Genomic DNA, 17338 nt, shown 5'->3' with positions numbered 1-17338 from the left:
TATTTTTTAGAATATTCTGAATCGAATTTTGAGTAACACACTGCGTGGGCGTATGTTGTAGATTGCCTTTGACTCTGTGAGAGCCGATAGGCTGGAATATACATACGACTTGCGGTTGAGCAAGTTATCGCACGACAGCGTAAAGCTGAAGCGCTTTATGGTGTATTTCGCCTCGGCATTGAGAAGAAGGAAAGACTTGTCGCCATCGTTGAAGTTGTTGTAGTAATGGTAGAGCGAGGTAGTTAGCGTAACGCCTCCGGGAATTGTAAAGTCGAGCGATGCCTTGTTCGTTACGGTGCGCAGCCACGGAAATCTGTCATATCCTTTCTGCTGTGTCGCCGACTGTGAGTAGTTACCTTGATAAGATATACCTAACCAATTGAACGGCGTCAGGCTGATGTCGGCGTTCACCCCTATACTGTTGCCGGAGTAGCGCAACATCTCGTCCTGAACGAGCAGTGGACTGTCGTAATAGGAATATGTGACAGAAGCTCCGATTTTCAGGCGTCGCCAGTCGAATCCCTGACTTGCATGGATTTTTGTCGAAATCATATCTCCGTTCTCCGATGTTCGGCGGCTGATGGTGCGCTGTACGATGCCGTCGTAATATGAACCATAAAGCACTTCGGGCGACTGTCTGTTCAACGAAACCTCCGCTCCGGCGAAACTCATTGAAAGAATATTCTTGAAATCGTAGCCTAATGAGTAATGCTGATTCATACCCTCGTAAAGCCCAGCCACATCGTAAGCCGACAACTGGCGGTAAGAGGTCAGTATGTGTCCGGAATACAGCGTTTCAATCGAGGGTGTCATATAATTCAGCATTGCCGCCGCTTTGAGGTTATGGCTGCTGTTGAATTTATATGTGAAGTTGAGCGACGGCTCGATGCGGAAACGGTTTTTGTCGGTGATGTTGCCGTCAAGTCTGTTGTTCAGTCGGAACAGGCGGTATTTCATCGGCAGATAGAGCGAGGCATGGATTTTGCGTGTGCTGAACATAATTTCTGCTCCGACTCCGGCATCGAGATAGTCGAGTGTCAGGTCGTTGTCCGTTGCATCAAGCCGACTTTCGAGAGAATTGCGATGATAGTTGACTATCGCCGACGGGTGCAACGTGAAATTGCCAAGCTTGAAAGCAGACAGCAATCCTGCGCTGTTCTCGGTGGAGATATTGCGGAAGTCCACATGCTGATACAGCATACCGCCCGGTATGATGTCAGGGAACAGATTGGGAGAAACAGACAGGCTATGCGGTCGTTTTTCCAAGTTGACAAGCGATGAAATCTCAAATCCACGGTCGGAGGAATTGCGGTGCGTCATGTGGAATTTATTGAGCAAGCGGTATGTGTCGGTCTTACCAATCTGACTTATGTTGTCGCCTCCGGCTATAATCCGGCTGTCGGCATCGATAGTGCTCCAATCAAATTTAAGCTGTTCTTTGAGATAGTTTTCATCGCCGTTGTTCATATATGTAAGGTCGCCGTATGCCTTCTGTAAACGCGCTGTTCCGTTCATCATTTCGTCAACGGTGTTCATTCCGCCGTCGGGCAGATAATTGGTTGTCGACGAATGGCTCTGCCTCGTGTCGCGGTCGCTGAGATAAGCGGCGTTGATACCGAACTCGCCCGACTTGCCGACGCGATATACGTTGTTGAATGTGGCGTTGTGCGAGCGATTGAAATAGTAGAAACGCTTGTCGATACCCGGAGCGGACGGCATGGAGATTGTCGAGATATTGTTTGTTCGCGAATAGTCGTTGTCGAAGGAATACAGTTCCTGCGACAAGTCCTCGCCGGTGTTATTGCCCTTGTATGTGGCGAGAAACTGACTGTTGCGACGGAAATATGTCGCAATCGCGGAGTTGTTCCACAGTCCTTCGTCGCCATAGCCACCACCGATTGTGGCAATGAGATTGAACACACCCTTTACACCCTCTTTCAGCCGCAAGTTGATTGATGCCTGTTCCTCCGGGCGCAGCCCTTTGAGAGCCTTGATGTCCTGATGGTTTTCAAGCACCTGCACCGTAGCGATGTTGTTGGGGTCGATGTTGTTGGTGGCAATACCGTAATGCCCTTTCATAAGGTCAAGTCCTTCGATGTAAAGATTTTTGATAGGTTTGCCCTGATAGGACACCTGTCCGGCATCCGACACCGTTATGCCCGGCATTTTCTTCAAGACATCGGCTATCGACTGGTCGGTCTGCGAGAGGAAAGAACCTACATTATAATTGATTGTGTCGCCTTGCGAATAGACTTTCTTTGACTTTACGACAACCTCTTTAAGTTCGACAGCGCGGTTCTCCACAATGATTTCATAGCTGCCGGTACGGTTAGGCACTGTAATCTGTGTTGGGGCAATCTCGATACTCGACGCTTTGAGAATAAGGCTGTCGCACTCGCTTTTCACCGACATTTGGAACTTGCCGTTTTCATCGGTGAAGGCAGAAGCCAATATCGTCTTCGGGGCATTGGCATGTGATGCAATCACACTGACAAAATCCACATTGCATCCATCTTTGCTCAAAATCCTACCGTTGATGACAGATTGTGCTATTGCACATGTCGCAATAGCATAGAACAAAAGATATATTATCAGTCGGTTACTCATTGAAAAAGAAATGTGAGCAAATTTAGGTATAAAACTTTAATTTACTCTCAACAAATGTTGAGACCGACTTAAAAAATCAGGATTTTTTTAATCTACTTAAATGAGTAGGGGTAATATTTAGGAGCGAAGCTATATCTTTGAGTGAAAACACAGTGAAAAGATTTGGATCTTGACTGATTAGTTCTTCATAGCGTTGTAGGGGAGATTTGGAATATAGGTTTAAGTGTCTGTCGTAAAGAGTGGAGAATAGTTCCCGTGCAGTAGATTCAACGACTTCTTTGAGTATAGCATCAGTCTGCATTTGTTCGGCGACCCATGACGATGGAATGCAATATATATCACACGGGACTGTAGCGATTATTGAGCATCGCGACTTTTGCCGATAAAGCGAACCGGGAAAATCACATACAAAATGATTGGTAAATTCGAGTCCTACTACGTGTGGTGTGCCGTCAGATGAATAGCATACATATTTCAATGCTCCGGATTTTATATATCCTATATAACGACCTATCGTGCCTGCGGTGATAAATTCCTCACCTTTTTCATAATGACGTAGTTCGCCGTGATTCATACATAGCTGACGCCAAAAGTCTGCGTTGATATTGTCAAGATATGAATAGAATTGCGATGACATTTTTGAAAAGGGAGATTGGCGGTTTTTATAGTTGACTGCGTCTATATTTACATTGTAACGTAAAATTACGTAAAAATATTATATAAATATAACGTGATGCAATTAATTTCTTGTCCAAGAGGTTATTTCTGGATGCTTCCGGGTGACACTCATGTAGAGTCGGACGATAGAATAAAGTGGATATAAGCAACAAAACGAAGAAACGGCAATTATTAAATTGCTGATTCTTCGTTCGTTGGTTTCTTTTGGCGGTTGTTGTTTTCCGCCGGATGTACCTCGGAGGGGAATCGAACCCCTATCTGAAAATTAGGAATTTCCCATTCTATCCGTTGAACTACCAAGGCGATAAATTCGGTGATGCAAAGGTAGGAATTTTTATGGAATAATGCAATCAATCGGACATGTTTAAACGGTTTTTGAAGTAATTCGGGCCTGTTTTTGGGTGGCTTCAGGTGAGTTGGGCCGGTGAGAATGTGATTTTGAATCGTGTCAGGCCGTCGGCGGCAGTGGCAAGCGAGAAGCGACAGCCATGTTTGTGAAGGACTTCGCTGATAAACAGAAGCCCGATGCCATGACCGTTGACTTTGGTCGAGAAGAATGGGCTGAAAATCATGGAGGCGGTCTCGTCGGAGATGCCTGCGCCGTTGTCGGTGACGGTTATCGTCGGTGGATTTGATGATGTCGCGACTATTATCCGGCCTTTATCTGGCGTAGTGAGGTCACTTGTGGCACAATGACAACCGGAATGTCTGCTGTCGATGCTTTCAACGGAGTTTTTGATTATATTTATCATCACCTGTTCCATCAGCACCGGGTCGAGGAGTACAGGGATGTCTTTGGGCGACAAGTCGAATTCAAGCGCTACGTTATGGCCGAGACATAGGCTTTCAAGCATGATTTCCCATCGGCGGAGCTGGGCGTTGAGGCTGATGGGGATAAGGTTGGCTTCAGGGATTTTGACGACATCGGCATAGGCGGTGATGAAGCTGCTCATGTCGCGGCAGCGCCCTTCGCAAACGTTTATGACCTCAAGTATGTCGGCGTTCTTTTCCTGATTTTCATTAAGAATGGCCTCGGCGGTTGTGAGCATGGAATTGACCCCGGCCATTGTGTTGTTGACCTCATGGGCTATCACGCGGATAACTTTCTCGTAGCTTTTCTTTTCGGCTTTCATCACATCGTCGGTGAGTTTTTCGATGAGGATGAACGGATGGGCGAATCCTTTGTCCATGAATGATAGCCGCGAACAGCGGTAAATCATGGAGTCGCTTAGTCTGACGGTCTCGGTCTCTCCGTTGGCGAGCCGTGACAGCGAGTGGGCGAGCTGTGTGTCGATATCCGACAGTCTGATTCCGGGAATCAGGCTGTCGGGGTTGATTTCAAGAAAAGCTCTTGCTGAAGGGTTGGCGTTGGTTATCGTGTTGTTGTCATCAAGAATGACGATACCCATCGGGGAGACACCTATGAGAAGGTCAAGGAAATGGTTTTGCTCACGCATGCGCAGGCGTTCGGTCTTCAGCGAGTCCATCATGCGGTTGAACATGTCGATAATCATGTCGGCCTCGCGTTGGTCGACATGAGCGAGACGGCTGCTGAAATCCTGAGCGCGCAGCAGATTGATGCCATTGGTGATGCTGCGGAGCGGTTTCATGATTTTCAAGTAGAAAATTATCATCAGCAGCAGGGAGAGCGCACACGAGAGGCGGGCGACCCATCCGACGATTGGATCGGCCTCGCCTGAAATCATGAATGTTGTCACAATCGAGGCGACAAGCATCATGATGATTATGAAAATCCATCGTAATCTCATAGGGTAATCCCATATTTTTCAATGCGTCGGTAGAGCGCCTGACGGCTGATGCCGAGCAGGGCGGCTGTGCGTGTGAGGTTACCGCCCGACTGAGCGAGCGCGTTTTCAATCGCGATACGTTCCTTTGATTCGAGGGTCGATGGTTCGGTGGCCCGGACTGTGGGTGATATGGGCAAGCCGGTGTATTGCGCACGGAAGTCACGTGCGTCAAGATTGGTGGCAGGCGAAACAAGCAGTGTGCGTTCCACAAGGTTCTTGAGCTCACGGATATTGCCCGGATAAGGCAGCGAAGAGAGATAGTCCATGGCTGCCGGAGTGATTTCCGGGCGTTCGCGGCCTGAAATGTTGCAGTGACGGTCGACGATATAGTCAACGAGCAACGGGATATCCTCACTGCGTTCACGCAGCGGGGGGAGTGTGACGGTGATGAGGTTGATGCGGTAGAAAAGATCTTCGCGGAATGTCCTGTCGTTGACCATAGCCGGGAGATCGGCGTTGGTTGCGCATACCACGCGCACGTCGGTGCGGCGCGGGTGGCTGTCGCCAAGCATTTCATAGGTGTGTTCCTGCAATACGCGCAGGAGTTTCACCTGACAGTTGAAATCAAGTTCGCCAATTTCATCGAGAAAGATAGTGCCTCCGTTGGCCATGCCGAAGCGACCTTTGCGGTCGGCTACAGCGCCGGTAAACGCCCCTTTCTTATGTCCGAACATCTCGCTTTCGAAAAGCGATGACGAGATGCCTCCGAGGTTGACCTTGACCATCGGTCCGTCGTGTCGCAGGCTGTTGCGGTGGATGGCTTCGGCAATCAGCTCCTTGCCTGTGCCGTTTTCGCCCATGATGAGTACGGGGGCATCGGTGGCGGCAATGCGTTCGATGGTGTTAAGGATGTTCATTAGCGCCGGTGAGCGTCCGATGATAAAAGAGCGGTCGAAGCGGGGCTTTCCCGTTTCGGATTCACTGTCAATGCTCTTTGTCGTGTTGAGCTCCAGTGCGACGTTGATGCGCTGAAGCAGTGACGCGTTGTCCCACGGTTTGGTAATGAAGTCGAATGCTCCTGAGTGGATTCCTTCGACAGCGAGCGGGATGCTCCCCCATGCGGTCATCAGGATGACCGGGACATCGGGGTGGAAAACTTTCATCTGTCTGAGCAGGATAAGCCCTTCGTCGCCTGACGTTGCGCGCGAGAAGTTCATGTCGAGCAATACGAGTTCGGGTTTTGTAGAACGCACGACAGCCATGGCTTCTTTCGGATCGGATGCCATGACTACTTCATAACCGTTGCGTGTCAGCAATAATCGCAGCGATAGTCGAATGCCTGCGTCATCATCAACAATTAAAATCATGATGCAAATTTACAATTTTACAATTTAATATTAACGTAATAATGAGAAAATGATATTTTTGTCTTGGATTCAAACCATATCGTGAAGACGGCGTGTGTTTTTCATGGGGAGGAGAGAGGAAAAGTGACGGCAGAAAAAAGGATTTCTGCCGTGTGACTGGTCGTATCAATTGCGGACTATGGCATCGATGTCGCGGTCGATGCCTGTATTGGTCGAGAAATCCCACAGGGCGACGTTACGGAGCTGGTAGTAATAGTTCCAGTAGAGATAGAGCTGGTTGATGTATGCCTGCCGGCTTTCGTCTTTGCTGACCTGCGAGTCGTTGAGGTCGAGGGTCGAGATTTTGCCGATGAGGAATGTCTCGACGTTTGTGTCGTAGCGGCGTTGGGCTATGGTGTCGGCACGAAGGGCGTTCTCAAGCTGCTGGCGCTGGTTGTTGAAACGTTCGACGAGAATGAATATATTCTGGTCGAAGTCCATCTGTTCTTTCCGCAGACGGCTCATCACCACATCGCGGTTACTTTCGCTCACCTTCACTTGTCCGCGGCGTTTTCCCCAGTCGAGAATAGGAATTTTAAATCCCATTTCAACTACTTGGTTGTCTTTGAGGCGGTCGTAGGCGAGTCCCATCTTGTCGGCAGTTCCGGTATAACCGATCTGCGCGTAGAGAGTTATCTCACGCTGATTTCCCTTTGCCCGGGCAACCTCATAGTCGGCTTCGAGCTGACGGCGACGGATATTTTTGGCGAAACTGTTGTTGGCATGGGCTTTTTCAAGCACGTCTTCGTAGTTTACAAGCGCATATGGAATTTCGGTCGGGACAACGGGGTCGAGTGTAACCTCGTCTTCGATGTCGAGGAATGCCCGGAGCTGGAACATGTCGGACTTATACTGGCTTTCACAGTCCGTGAGGCTCGAACGGGCGTTGAGCAGGTTGAGCTCGAGCTGCAGAAGGTCGTTTTTGCTTATCTGACCCATCTCGCGCTTGGCTTTGGCCACTTCATAGAGTTTTTCGGCGTTTGCGAGATTCTGGTTGGCAATGTTTACGTTTTCTTTTGACAGAAGCAGAGAGAAGTAATAGTTGATGGCGGTCATAGCCACCTGTTCGGTCGCGCTGATGAATTTCGCTTTGGCTTCGGCGTAGCGCACCGGTTCGATACGGCGGTTCCACTTGATGTTGTTGACCCCGAAAATGGGCTGCGAGAGTGTCAGTGCGACCGGAATAGACATGAAGCGGTTGTATTTCGCTCCGTCAAGCTGCTTGAGGAAGTCGAGCGACGTGTTGAGCGATAGCGTTCCGCCTGTAAGCCATATATTCTGGTCGATGGATACTTCGCCCGACATCTGGAGATTGTTGTTGCGGACGAAGGTGTATGAGCCGTCCTCGAGCTGATAGGCGCTGTAGCTTTTGCGGTAGGAGGGGACAGTGGCGTTGAAATTGATTTCAGGCAGGAGGTCGGCGCGGTAGGTGCGATAAGTCCAGTAGGCCGTGCGCAGTTCGTTGAGTGCGACTGCTGCGTCGACGCTGTTGGTGCGCGCACGGATGATGGCTTCGTCGAGAGTTATGGAGCGGACGGTCTCCCCGGTTGCGCTTGCAGTCATGGTGACTGCGAGCGCGAGGGGGAGCATCATTTTACGGATGATTTTCATTGATGGAAAATGAATGTTAGCGGTAACTATATAATATAGAAGGTATGAACCCGATGTTTCGTCATGGCTATTCGTCCATGAGAGCCTTTGCGGGAGCGATTTTCATAGCCCGGTTGGCTGGGATGAGGATACCGAGGATTATCATGAGAGCCATGAGCGCGAATGAGACGAGCAGACAGGTGATAAAACGAATCGGTTCGAAGTAAGCGCTGTGGTAGTAGGTGTTGATTTCGAAGTAGACGAGTACCCAGTCAAATGCAGCTGCAACCGGAGTGATGATGAGCAGGAGGATAAGCCCTTCGCCGATGACGCGCCGGAATATGTCGGTACGTGTCGCTCCGTTGGCCTTTCGGATGGCTATCTCGGGGACGCGCTGCTGTGTGCGGAACCAGAAAGTGCCGAGCAGACCGAGGAAGATGTTGAGCAAGAGGAAAAGGACTCCGACAATGTAGTTGCGCGTGGTGGTGGATTCGTTGCGCTGGTGGATGTAGCGGATGTCGTCAAACGACTTGACTGACGCAATGTAGTAATTTCCGATTCGGAAGTGACGGTCGGCATCTTTCATGAGGTTTTCGATGAAGTCGGTGTCCATATTGTCGCGGACGCGGACGACGATTTCGGTTAGGCCGGTGTAGTCTTCCTTGGGATAGGCTGTCATCATTGAGACGGCCCATTCGAGAGCCGAATAGTCGTTGTAGCGCACGGGGAGATATGCTCCGAGGAGACGGAGTGTGTCGTTGCTCGCTCCATTGAAGAAGTCCTTGCCGATGAAGTCACGCATGTTTTCAATGCCGTAGGAGCGCTTGAAGGCATTGTCGGAGATGAGGAATCCGCGACGATTTTCAAGAAGCTCGGAGAGCTGTTCGGGGGTCTCGCCGTTAGCGCCGTGTATGCGGAACACTTTCGGGAACTCTGGCGAGACGTAGCGGCGCACGAAGTAGCCCGCACCGCTTGTGCTGAAGGTGTCGCATGTCATCAGTGTTCCCGAGTTGGATCCGTTGTAGAAGTAGGCGTTCTGTCCGAGAGCCACGCATTCGATTTCGGGACGCTTTTCAAGACGGTCGATAAATGTCAGGAGATCGGCAGTGCGTTGCTCTTGGGTCTGATCCGGGATATAGTCGGGGCTCTGGTCGGTGAGTTCGCTGCTGTTGATGAGGTAGCAGTGCTCAGTGTCGAATCCGCGCGGTTCGTTCATGATGGAAAACGTGGTGTAGAGATTGTCGATTATATACCACATGACCACGCTTACGATGAGCAGCTCGATGGCGAGCCACACATTGGTGCGCCATTCGTTGCGTATCTGTTTTAGGAGTTTGCGTTTCATTTTATCTTTTGCCGGAGATTGCGTTGACGATGTTGATGCGCGATGCCTGCCACGATGGTATGCCCGCACTGAGAAGATTGAGGATGAAGCAGAAGAGCATGGCCCAGCCGAATGTCGACCAGTGGAAGAGCATGCCGATGCCGACACCTGTCGATGTCAGCGCTCCTGATCCGTAGGATGGGGCGAAGAGTGTGCCTCCCCAGATAAGCGCGAAAACAACGCTGAGAATCAGACCGATAATGCCGGCAAGGATGGTGATGACGAGGTTTTCGATGAAGATGTCGGTGACGATGGTGGAACGCTTCGCGCCGAACGCACGGCGCACTCCGATTTCCTCGCGTCGGCGCTGCAGACGGCTGTGGGTCATGCTGCTGAGGTTGACGGCCGGGACAAGGAGAAGTATGAGATAGATAATGAAGTGGGAACGGTGGACTCTATCCATGTCAGGCGAACTGTTGGCCCACGGTGTATTGGCGGAGACTTCCTGTGTGTATGGACGGTCGCGCATGATGAATTCCCATCCCGAAGCCTTGGCTTCGTCGCCGAGTTTGGCGAATAGACGGTTGTATTCCTCGCGGATTGCAGGGAAATCAGACGGGTCTTTGGCGAGGATGACCGCGCTGAGACCACCCATGTAGCTGCACCATGAATATTTGGCAGTATTGGTGGTGGTAAATGGTATCCATACATTCGCATAGGCCAGTTTGGCAAGGTTGGAGACATCTTTGACCACACCGCTGACGCGGTAGGGGGCATGGTTGATGCTGAACTCGCGGCCTGTGACATCGGTCGAGCCGAAGAGGCGTCGCGCTGTCGACTCGGAGAGGACGGCCATAGGGATGGCTGACTCGAAGTCGGCTTTGGTGAAGGGCTTGCCGGAGATGAAGGTGAAGTCCATCACGTCGAAAAATCCGTGGTCTACGCCGAGTTTCTCTGTCCCGAAAGCAGGCTGCCCGGGGACAGAGAGGGACGCTATTTCGGGATGGACCTCGAAAGCGGTGACGGCTTCAGGAGTCTTCATCTCGTAGAACACAGCCTTGATGGCGTTATAGCCGAGCGGTCCGTTTGATGAATCGTTTTCGCCCCATTGCTTGTGTTTAATTGAGCCGAAGCGTTGCACAAGCCAGCGGTCGCGGTTGCTTTCGGGTGCGAACGGGACAATTTCTATTTCGAGAATCATCACCACGATCATGATTAGGAATATGGCGAGGGCTGTGCCTATGACGCTGACGGTGCTGACCACCGGCTGTTGGCGCATCGAGGCCCATGCCTGCTTGAAATAATTGATTTTCATTTGTCGTAGTTTTGAAATGTCGTTGGCAGGTGTTACATGACCTGACGGCCGTCGAAGAAGCGGATGATGCGGTCGGTGAGTTTTGCCTGCTCCTCATTGTGGGTCACCATCATGATAGTGCGTCCGTCATCTTTGTTGAGCGAGTGGAGGAGGTCCATGACTTCAGCGCCCATTTTTGAGTCAAGGTTACCGGTCGGTTCGTCAGCAAGGATGATTTCGGGATTTCCGACAATGGCTCGGGCGATGGCTACACGCTGGCACTGACCGCCGGAGAGCTGTGAGGGCATGTGGCGCATACGGTGGCTCAGACCCACGCGGTCGAGCACTTCGCGGACACGGCGGGAGCGTTCGGATGCGCTCATGGAGCGGTAGATAAGGGGGAGTTCGACGTTGTCGAGAACGTTGAGCGAATTGATTAGGTGGAAACTCTGGAACACGAAGCCGAGTTTTGCGTTGCGGAAGGCTGCGAGGCGACTGTCGCTCATCTTGCCGAGGGCTGTCCCGTCGATGCTGACAGTACCGCTGGTGGGGGTGTCGAGGAGGCCGACGATGTTGAGTAGTGTTGACTTTCCACAGCCCGACGGGCCCATGACGCTGACGAATTCACCTTTTTCGATGGCGATATTTACGTTTTCCAGTGCGAGAGTTTCGATTTCGTCGGTGCGGTATATCTTGTTGATACCTTTTAATTCAATGATTGCCATGGTTTATGCTATTTTATTTGTTGTTTGATTCGTATGGTTTGACAGGTGTTTTAATTATTCATCCCGGAGTGCGTCTACCGGGTTGATCAGGGCGATTTTGCGGGCCGGGATATAGATGCCGAGGAGGACGCAGACGAGCATGATAGCGTAGATGATGAGGGAGACGATTGCGAAGTGAATTGTGAAATCATCAATCCATGTCGGCGTCATCTGCAGCATGATGGCCGACGGTGCATCGCCAAATGAATAGGCAAGCTGCTCAAGCCCTTCGTCCTTGATATATAGCCAGTAGAGGCCACAACCTAAAATCCACGCCAAGGTTGTGATGATGACCCCTTCGCCAAGCATTTCGCGCACGATGAATCCGCGTGAAGCGCCGAAGGTGCGCATGACACCGGTTTCCTCGCTGCGTTTGCGGGTCTGAAGGTAGAATGTGCCTACCATGCAGAGAAGGATGTTGACAAAGAAGAACAGTGCGACTGACATGGAGATGAAATCCTGATTGTTCATGTCGCGCGACATTGTATCGTTCATCTCTTTAAAGCTCCGCAAAGAGTGGGAATATATGTCGCCTGAACGGAGTTCCTTGGCGACTACCGGAGAAAAATCCTCTATGAATCGGTTGACATCGACTCCCGGCTTGAGGCGCATGACAGGCTTGATGGTTGTAATGCCACCGTTGCGGATAATGTCGCGTATTTTACGGGTCTTATATGTAATAGGTGTAATGGCTAAATCCGGGCGGTAGATGACATCGTTGACCACACCGACGATTCCACTGAATTTTTCCGGGTTATGGTCCTTGTCATTCTCTTCGAGGAAGCGGCCGACGGCGTTTTCGCCGGGGAAGAGGTAGTCGGCGATGCTTTTGGAGATAATCAGGTCGCGGCCCGACATGGAGGTCTCTTCATAGACTTTGCCGGTATTGGCATCAGTGATGCCGAATGTCTTGAAGAAATCGGTTCCCGGCCAGAACTGAACTATGAAATAGTAGCCGGAGTCGTCCTCACGCCCCGATGGAATGGAATTGACATTGATTGATCCGCTCAGAGGTGACAGGTCGTTGACGAATGTAGCGGATTCGACACGCGCGTCGGAACGCACACGGTCGAGGATGCGGTTGATGTGACCAAGGGCAATCTCGCCTTTCCGGTCGGCATCAAGGTTTTCGGTTTCCGCGTTTTCGTCGGTGTCAGGCTTCTGCGCGAGGCGGAAGGTCACGAGGCGGTCGAGGTCGTAGCCTGTCGGGATAACCTTTTTATATGTATCGACTACGACTTCGTCGAGCACCGTCCATGATATGAGCGCGACGAGGCAAAGCTCGATGAATATCCAGCAGTAGCGTCCGCGACGGGCGAGTATGTTTTTATAAATCAGTTTTAGCATGGCGGATAATCAGCGTTTTGAGTTAAGGGATGAGATTATGGGGCGGCGGAGCGACAGACGTACCGGGATGTAGGCCGAGAGGAGGTTGAGCAGGAGGCAGAGGAGCAGGGCTGCGATGAATATGAGCGGTGCAAACATCATCTCGGCGCTGATTTCGGCCGGGGCATCGATACATTCCCATGTCGGGATGATGAGTTTAAGAAGCATATTGCGCCCGAACACAATGATGAGCCATGCGATTATAAATCCGACAAGGCCACCGAAAAGAGTGAGGATGAGGTTTTCAAACATCACTTGCCGGGTGAGGTGTCCGCGTGTAGCCCCGAAGCTGCGGCGCACGCCGATTTCGGCGAGGCGGCGGTCCATCTGTCCGCCTATCATGCCGCTGATGTTTATGGCCGGGATGATGAGCAGCACGAGGAGTGTGATGAGCAGGGGCTTGAGGTATTCAGTCATCGAAAGGTCATCGCCGTTGGTGCGCTGCGAGAGGATGCGCATGGTGTGGCTTATCGGTGCGCTCTGGATTTTAAGCCGCTGGCCTGTGGAATCGGCTGCGTTGGCGCGCCGTACTTTTTCGGTGAGTTCGGCACGGAATCTTTCGGCCTGTCTGCGGTCTTTGAACTTGATGGGCACGGAGTAGTCTCCAAGATAGTCGCGCTTGTCGCCCTTTAATGAGGCGTTGTCTGATTTCGTGCGGATTGTGTAAGGGCAGAATACGTTGGCATACGAGAGATAGGCCACCGGATTGCCGTCGCGGACTATTCCGACGATTCTGTATGGTTTGTAGGTTATTGAAATCTCTTTGCCTACGGCTTGTTCGGGGCTTCCGAACAGACGGTTGGCAACCGAGGTGTCGACGACTATGCTGTTGATGGCCGATTCGGTCTCGGCTTCGTTGAACGGCCGGCCGGCGACGAACTCATAGGAGTAAAGTTTGAAAAAATCAGGATTCGTATCAATGATATTGACAACGATGTCGCCGCTCTGATCAGGAGGCTGGATGAAGCCTTGTTTTTGGTAGACTATTGTCGAATATTCGATATTTTCGGAATTTTTAACAAATTCGCGGATAAACGGGAGTCCGACAGATGACTGACCCATAGAATTTGTCTTATCGTTTCGGACGGTGAGATTGCTGATGTAATATGTCGTCGAGCGGTTATATTCAGGATAGAGTGGCGCGAGGTGGACATAGTAGATGATGGCGAATATCATGGTGAATGCCACGGCAAAGGCCACACCACCGATATAGAGCGAGGTGAAGCCCGGATTTGCGCGGGATTCGACCAGAAGCTGTTTCAATGATGATTTTAACTGCATTGGAGTGAGGATTTATGGTTGAATGTGATATGATTCGGAGTTGGAAGGAAAGGGTCACTTCACTTTGATTGTGTTGGAATTATTGAACCGCTTCATGTCGCTGATGACCACACGGTCGCCGGGTTCGAGTCCGCTGACCACCTCGACAAACTCGAAGTTGCTGTCGCCGAGTTTAACTGTACGTCGCGTGAGCCGGTCGTCGCCGTCGAATACATACATGTCATAAGAGCCCGGGCCGGTGTAGAACGAGCCGTTTTTGATTCGTTTCACATCCTCCATCACGTCACACATTATATATACGTCTGTTTTCAGACCGGAACGCAGTCGCTGATTTGCATCGTCGTCGAGGCGTACGGTGAATGAAATGACTCCATTGCGTGAAAGTGGTGTGACGTTGCTTACGATTCCCGGCATGCGTTCGCGCCCGATGCGGACCACGGCTTTTGAGCCGACACGGATGCGGTCGCCGTAGGAGTCGGCCAGTTCGCCGTCGACCTTGAAGTGGCTTAGGTCGGAGATGATGGCTATCTTTTCACCTTCGGAGATTTTCTGGCCTATCTGGTCGTTGATGAAGGTGAGTGTGGCGCGTCGCGGAGCACGGATTTGCGCGTCGCTGAGTGTGCGGCTCATTTCTCCGAGGCTTTTACGGGCGATGTTGATGTCGAGATTCTTGACATTGAGCCCGGCATCAGTTACGCGATGCTCGTTGGCAAGCTGCTGGCGCATCTGTTCGAGTTCGAGGCGTCCGGTGTTGTAGGCAAGCTCTGCCTGATGCACACGGTCGCCTGTGCCCGAACCGAGGCTGTCGAGATAGCGCTCGTTGCGCAGTTCGACTTCGAGTCGGTTGACGCTCATCTCTTTAACCTTGACTTGCATAGCGAGATCGCTGACTCGGGTTGAGTTGTTGACCTTCTGCTGTTCGAGCTCGTAGCGTTTCATCTCAATCTGGTCCTTAAGCTTGTTGAGCTCGGTCTCGGTGCTCTGGAGGTCAAGGCGGAGTAGGGGAGTGCCTACATCGACGCTGTCGCCGGCCTTGCAGTAGACCTCCATGATGCGTGTGCTGATTGGTGAATTGATGATTTCTTCAAACGCGGGGACTACGCTGCCCGACCCGGTGACGGTGGTCTCGATAGTGCCGCTGTCGACGGTGGACACGAGTAGGTCGTCGCGGTTTACACTTGTGCGGAGCGAAATCATGATGACGGCAAAAATTATGACCACTGCGCCTGCACCTATTATATAAGGCAGGAGTTTTTTGCGTTGTGCTCGTTTGCGTTCGTCTTTGGTGAGTTCTCTATCCATTTTTTCGGTGAGTAAGAAATAATGTGTGAATGACTTTTGTTTGTTATGACTCATAATATAGCATTTATCGTGCCAAAAAATTAAATTGTTGATTGATAATTATTTGTTGTTTCGCGCGCTGTCCGAATGCGGACAGTTTTGTCCGATTGTCCATTACCGGGGGCGGACATTGTACGGATTGTCATGTTACAATTCCGTCGATATGGTAAACTATTTGGCATTCTTGGGGATTATATATTTTAAAACCGCCTTTTAAAGATCATCACGTTTATGTCGACCTCACGTCCAATTACATTTGACCGGGTGATGCGCTTCCTGTTTGCAGCACTTGTCATTGCCGGTATAATATGGCTCGTAGATATTTTGCGTAATGTCTTGTTGCCATTCTTTCTGGCATGCCTGATTTCATATATCCTGCAACCGATTGTCGAATTCTGTATGACCCGGTTGCACATCCGTTGGCGCATAGTGGCGATATTCGTGACATTGATTACGGTTGGTGGCGTCATATTCGGGCTGGCTTATCTGTTTGTGCCTTCAATAGTGAAAGAGATTCATCATATGGGTACTCTGATTAATGACTATGCGAAGCGCGGCGATCCGATTCCGTTGCTTCCGAAGAATATCCACGACTATCTTGTAGGGCGTTTCGACGAGGCGACGATGCAGAGCCTGCTCGAAAATCAGCGTTTCGAGAATCTGATTTCCAAGGGTACTTCGCTGATTTCAGCTTCGATAAGCTTTCTGCTGCACACATTGGAGTGGTTTCTGACGTTTATCTATGTGATTTTTATTCTCCTTGACTACCGGCAGTTGATGAGGGGCTTTTCGATGATAATTCCTCCTAAATATCGCCCGATAGCCAATAAGGTCGGAACGGATATTAAGAACAGTATGAACAGATACTTCCGAGGGCAGGCAGTGTTGGCTCTCTGTGCGGCCGTGTTCTATTGTATCGGTTTTTCCATAGTGGGCATCCCTTTGGCCATTGTTCTGGGAATCCTTGTCGGGATTCTGTATATGATTCCATATTTTCAGTACATCACCGTTATTCCCGTAGCTTTTGTGTGCCTCATCTCTTCTATGGGCGGAGAAGTGACTTTTTGGACTGAGTTTGGCAAATGTCTGCTTGTCTATGCCATAAGCCAGACGATATGCGATTATATGCTTACTCCGAAAATCATGGGTAAGGCGATGGGGCTTAATCCTGCAATAATATTGTTGTCATTATCGGTGTGGGGGACATTGCTTGGATTGATAGGTATGATTATAGCACTTCCGCTTACCACCCTCATTATCTCTTATTATGGTGAATATGTCATCGGACGAGACAGCGATACACAGAATAATAAATCTGCTGCAAGGCAAATTCAAAAAACCGCTGAGAATAAAGATAGGTGATTGAATTTTGTTAATATATTTTAACAATTATATATTTAATTGGTTAACAATTTGTTATGAGATAAATAAACGCAATATTGTCGGGACGGCAGAAAAAGTTGCGAAATAATTTGCACAGTTCAAAAAAACGCTATAACTTTGCACACGTCAAAAGGAAATAAGCCACTAAAGATGACCAAGCGAGGACATCGGCTTAAGAATCTTTAAGACGAAAAGGAGAGATGGCAGAGTGGTCGATTGCGGCGGTCTTGAAAACCGTTGAGGGTCACACCTCCGGGGGTTCGAATCCCTCTCTCTCCGCTTGGAACAATCCCAATCCCCTGTAAATCCTTGATTTACAGGGGATTTTCTTTTGGATGCAATGCCAAGATTTGACACTGTTAGGCCATTGTTAGACAGAGTTGCCTAACAAAAACCTAACAGAAAAATCGGCAAACCTCAAATTGTTAGGTTTTTCAGTATAACAAACTGATTTGTCGTCATTTGGCAATGATTTGTCTACTCATACCTCAGAGTAATCAATTAACTTTGCGTTCGATTACCAATTGGATATGAGC

At 50.2% G+C, this 17338-nt stretch carries 12 protein-coding genes and 2 tRNA genes; 2 read left to right on the top strand and 12 right to left on the bottom strand.

The window, feature by feature from the left end:
- Positions 1–6 precede the first annotated feature (6 nt).
- The 12 genes from QZ311_RS03300 to QZ311_RS03245 all read right to left on the bottom strand — a co-directional run bounded on the left by QZ311_RS03300 (position 7) and on the right by QZ311_RS03245 (position 15380).
- Positions 7–2502 carry a hypothetical protein gene (locus QZ311_RS03300; RefSeq protein WP_297063836.1) on the bottom strand — a complete coding sequence of 832 codons (2496 nt, stop codon included), beginning with the start codon at positions 2500–2502 and terminating at the stop codon, positions 7–9.
- 181 nt (positions 2503–2683) lie between these two features.
- Positions 2684–3244, bottom strand: coding sequence for a Crp/Fnr family transcriptional regulator (locus QZ311_RS03295; protein ID WP_297063834.1), 561 nt, complete (start codon positions 3242–3244; stop codon positions 2684–2686).
- A gap of 272 nt (positions 3245–3516) precedes the next feature.
- Positions 3517–3588 (bottom strand) — tRNA-Arg (locus QZ311_RS03290).
- Between the two features lie 104 nt (positions 3589–3692).
- Positions 3693–5054, bottom strand: a complete 1362-nt coding sequence (locus tag QZ311_RS03285) for an ATP-binding protein (RefSeq protein ID WP_297063832.1) — start codon at positions 5052–5054, stop codon at positions 3693–3695.
- Positions 5051–6400: a sigma-54 dependent transcriptional regulator gene (locus tag QZ311_RS03280; RefSeq protein ID WP_297063830.1), complete on the bottom strand. Its 1350-nt coding sequence runs from the start codon at positions 6398–6400 to the stop codon at positions 5051–5053. The genes QZ311_RS03285 and QZ311_RS03280 overlap by 4 nt, the downstream gene beginning before the upstream one ends.
- 165 nt (positions 6401–6565) lie before the next feature.
- Positions 6566–8032 carry a TolC family protein gene (locus QZ311_RS03275; RefSeq protein ID WP_297064133.1) on the bottom strand — a complete coding sequence of 489 codons (1467 nt, stop codon included), beginning with the start codon at positions 8030–8032 and terminating at the stop codon, positions 6566–6568.
- A gap of 85 nt (positions 8033–8117) precedes the next feature.
- On the bottom strand, positions 8118–9374 hold the full coding sequence (locus tag QZ311_RS03270) for an FtsX-like permease family protein (protein WP_297063828.1): 1257 nt from the start codon (positions 9372–9374) through the stop codon (positions 8118–8120).
- Position 9375: 1 nt separating this feature from the next.
- Positions 9376–10668: an ABC transporter permease gene (locus tag QZ311_RS03265; protein WP_297063826.1), complete on the bottom strand. Its 1293-nt coding sequence runs from the start codon at positions 10666–10668 to the stop codon at positions 9376–9378.
- 32 nt (positions 10669–10700) lie between these two features.
- Positions 10701–11366 (bottom strand): ABC transporter ATP-binding protein, encoded by a 666-nt coding sequence (locus tag QZ311_RS03260; protein WP_297064129.1) that lies wholly within the window; start codon positions 11364–11366, stop codon positions 10701–10703.
- Positions 11367–11426: 60 nt separating this feature from the next.
- Positions 11427–12758, bottom strand: a complete 1332-nt coding sequence (locus tag QZ311_RS03255; RefSeq protein WP_297063824.1) for an FtsX-like permease family protein — start codon at positions 12756–12758, stop codon at positions 11427–11429.
- A gap of 9 nt (positions 12759–12767) precedes the next feature.
- Complete coding sequence (locus tag QZ311_RS03250; protein WP_297063823.1) at positions 12768–14078, bottom strand: ABC transporter permease; 1311 nt, start codon at positions 14076–14078, stop codon at positions 12768–12770.
- A 54-nt stretch (positions 14079–14132) separates the two neighbouring features.
- Entirely contained in the window at positions 14133–15380 is a 1248-nt protein-coding gene (locus QZ311_RS03245) for an HlyD family efflux transporter periplasmic adaptor subunit (protein WP_297063821.1), read from the bottom strand.
- A 270-nt stretch (positions 15381–15650) separates the two neighbouring features.
- On the opposite strand from QZ311_RS03245, the gene QZ311_RS03240 reads away from it, so the two are divergent.
- Together QZ311_RS03240 and QZ311_RS03235 are read left to right on the top strand one after the other, a co-directional pair.
- Positions 15651–16781, top strand: coding sequence for an AI-2E family transporter (locus QZ311_RS03240; protein WP_297063818.1), 1131 nt, complete (start codon positions 15651–15653; stop codon positions 16779–16781).
- 215 nt (positions 16782–16996) lie between these two features.
- Positions 16997–17081: transfer RNA gene (locus QZ311_RS03235), tRNA-Ser, on the top strand.
- The last annotated feature ends 257 nt before the right edge of the window (positions 17082–17338 follow it).

It is taken from the genome of uncultured Duncaniella sp., assembly GCF_910578445.1.
Classification (GTDB): Bacteria; Bacteroidota; Bacteroidia; order Bacteroidales; family Muribaculaceae; genus Duncaniella.
This window is presented reverse-complemented; position numbering and strand designations above follow the sequence as displayed.